The sequence below is a fragment of the Pseudomonas sp. genome, from assembly GCF_036387035.1.
Taxonomy (GTDB): domain Bacteria; phylum Pseudomonadota; class Gammaproteobacteria; order Pseudomonadales; family Pseudomonadaceae; genus Aquipseudomonas.
On record NZ_DASVUM010000090.1, the window covers coordinates 1 to 2,941 of the forward strand.

The 2,941-nt window shown below is 60.0% G+C and carries 3 protein-coding genes; all 3 read right to left on the reverse strand.

All coding sequences use genetic code 11. From position 1 onward, the window contains the following. Positions 1–1,761 (reverse strand): type VI secretion system baseplate subunit TssF (gene tssF / locus VF672_RS08270; RefSeq protein ID WP_331103512.1); only part of this gene is annotated, 1,761 nt, incomplete at its 3' end. A gap of 70 nt (positions 1,762–1,831) precedes the next feature. Then, positions 1,832–2,095, reverse strand: a complete 264-nt coding sequence (locus VF672_RS08275) for a PAAR domain-containing protein (protein ID WP_331103514.1) — start codon at positions 2,093–2,095, stop codon at positions 1,832–1,834. A gap of 13 nt (positions 2,096–2,108) precedes the next feature. Continuing rightward, positions 2,109–2,941, reverse strand: an 833-nt coding sequence (locus tag VF672_RS08280) for an SEL1-like repeat protein (RefSeq protein ID WP_331103516.1), incomplete at its 5' end; no start/stop codon positions are given.

A 2,941-nucleotide genomic window follows, 5' to 3' on the forward strand; every position in this document is an offset into this window, starting at 1 on the left:
CGGCACTCGCTGGCTGTGGTTTTCACTCCATCGCAGGCACTTTCCCTGCGGCTGCAAGATCAACGTCAGTTGGTTGAACAGATGAATGTCAGCGTACTGGGCGAAGAAACGGCTAAGCAGTTCACCAAACAGGCAGATGTCTCCTTCCCCGGCAAAATTGCCCGCTTCCAATGTGACTTCGATATCCACACCCCGCAGCAGAAAACCGCCCTCAAAGCGTTGGATCAGGTGATGGCGAACCTCGACGATCGACTGTAACCGGCGCCGGTTCAGCTCGTTGTCGGTCCAGTCGTAAAGCGCCAGCGTATTGCGCAGGACCTCGGCACTGTCCAGCAGCGGCAGAAAACTCGAGCCCAGGTGACTGAGCACACGCCAATGAAAGCGGTCTTTGTCGGGCGCGTAACAGGGCATCGTCGGCGCGCACAGGTTGCGCACCGTCAATGTCCGCCGACTCGACTGCGCAGGCTGGTCCAGCATTATCTCGGCCAGTGCCATGCGCGGCAGATCACCGTTGGTGCCCGTCAATTGCAGCGTCAGGCGCTGTGACGGGTCCGACCGGTCCAGGTCGAAACCGTCTCCCCCCAGAATCAGCCAGGTGTCGTGTGACCCGCCCGGCGCGCGTCTGAGCCGGGTATGGAAATAGCGCTCCGGGGCGTCGTCGCGCAACGTCCCGCCCCTGTGCTGAAAATGGGTGAAGGGCACATATTCGTGGCGCGCAGCGCGCTTGCCGGCGATGACGCTGTCCACCGAGTAAATCTCAGCGTGGCTGTCCTGCCCCTCCATGGACCGCACCCGATAATCGGTCTGTAAAGGGTCGAGGGACAGGGGATCCGCTTCCAGAGCAAACAAGTTAATGACCGGTACGGCATGAAGACGTACATGCTCCGCACTAAGCGCAAATCCACGGGGCCAGGGTTGATCGAGGACCACCTCAAGTTCAAACCCTGTTGCTTTGGCCTCGAACGCCACATGCTCCAGCCCATTGAGCGTGACGAACATGAATTTCTCGGGAAAACTGAAATATTCCAGCAGCAAAGGGCAGCCACCGAACTGATCATCGCCCTGAGGCCAAAGGCGATCATGGGCACCAAAGCCTCCGGGACCGAAACCTATCGCGACCTCTTCGCGTTCCAGGCCCCCCTTGCGCACGTAGACCTTACCGGCATTGAGCGTGAGTGCCTGATGCAGCGCACTGGCCACGGGCGCGCTGGCGTTCAGGTACAGCAGCAGGTGCCGCAGGTCCATCGAGTCCAGCGACACCAGCTTGCCTCGGGAGAAACGTAGACGGATCACCGAGCGGCCATCCGCCTGCTGGCCAACCTCCACGGCATCGAGCGACAGCGCACGCAGCGTCAGGTCCTGTGTGCTGGTGTAACGGCATCGAGTGCCCTGCGCGCCGACAGGTTGCGAGCGCACCTCGAAACCTTTGCGGATGGTTTCGCATGCCTTCATCTCATGAATGTCAGGTGAGAATTCGACGATCGACAGCGAAGGAATCATGCGCAAGTACTGCGGCCGTACCAGCCCCATCAACCCCTCAGTCAACTCCGGCAGGTCGTCGTCGAGCTTTTCGCGCAGTCGCCCCATCAGGAACGCAAAGCCCTGGAACAGCTGCTCGACCGCAGGGTCCTGAGCCCCGGGTTTATCCAGATTCAACGCGGCGGCGCGGTCGGGAAATGCGGCGCCGTATTCTTTAGCCGCTTCGCGCAGGTAGCGAATCTCGGCGTCGAAGTACGCCAGCGTCGGGTTGTCCTTGCTCATGGCAGATGTCCTTTTCTTGGGTGTCTCGGAAGTCTTGGGTATCTTGTGTGTTGAAAAACATCCTGCCTTCTCAGCCGGCGGTGGCTTCCGGGAGGGAGGTGATCAATGCGCAGCCACACTCACAGAGGTCGCCGTGGAACGCGATCGGCACCCCGTCTTCGATGTAGTCTGAGTTGCCCTGGGCAATGCGGGTGGTGCCATGGCCTGGCAACGGGCAAAGGACAATGTCGCCTACCCGCGCTGCGCCGATGCCTTCGAAGATCATTGCGTCCGAGCCGGTTTTGACGATGCCGGCGCCGGTGGTGGTGTCGCCGATGCGGATGATGCCTTTCATTTGAAATCCTTTTTCAGTTGGGTCGATCGGGTAAGGGAAGCGACTGAGACATAGACCTGCCGGTGGCGGGGTCGAGTTTAAGGTCCTGGGTCAGGCGCTGGATCAGCTCTGGCGAAGGTTTTTGAGGCGGGATATTGGCTTCACGCGCTTCCAGCCATTGCAGCTTGCCGTCCCACGGCGGCAGCTTGGCCGGGGGCAGCGGGAGGATGTCGTTGATTTCGGGGACTTTGGGGTGGGCGTAGGAATACCTCGCCAGGATGCGCCAGATGGTTGTGTAGCGTTCGGCGCGTTCAAGGTCTTCCTCCAGGCCGAGGTAATCCAATTCATTTTTCGGGTCAGGCCCTCGGAAGCCGTCATCCAGCCACCCCGCCGAACTTTCATCACCTGCGGCGACCCCAAGCTGAAACGCTTTTACCGCCTCTTTATGTTTGCCCTGGTCTTGCAGGTAGACACCTAAAATGTTCGCGGCCGGTGCATGTCCTTGCTCAGCTGCACAGAGGCGCATCTGCCGCGCTACATCCGGCGCCCTGTCGCCAGGCGCCAGCGCGTCACCGATTTCGTATTGCGCTTGGGCACTGCCTTCATCAGCGGCCTTACGCAAATAGCGCAACGACATCTCCATGTCCTGCTTCAGATCGGCGATACCGTTTTTTAGAAACACCGACACGAAGTAGTACCCCGTGGCAACGCCGGCATCGATCAGGCCTTGACTGAAGCGCAGGTGTTCGTGGCCCCGCAGCATGTATTTTCCGCGCAGGCTACCGTTCTGCAGGTTGATAGTGGCCTTGACATGGCCGTTCTCGGCAGCAATGCGGTAGAGCCGGGCAATTTCAAGGTCGGTACTCG

Bases quoted from the DNA above. Each gene is read 5' to 3' on its own strand.
- VF672_RS08275 (WP_331103514.1), bottom strand. From the start codon at position 2,095: ATGAAAGGCATCATCCGCATCGGCGACACCACCACCGGCGCCGGCATC.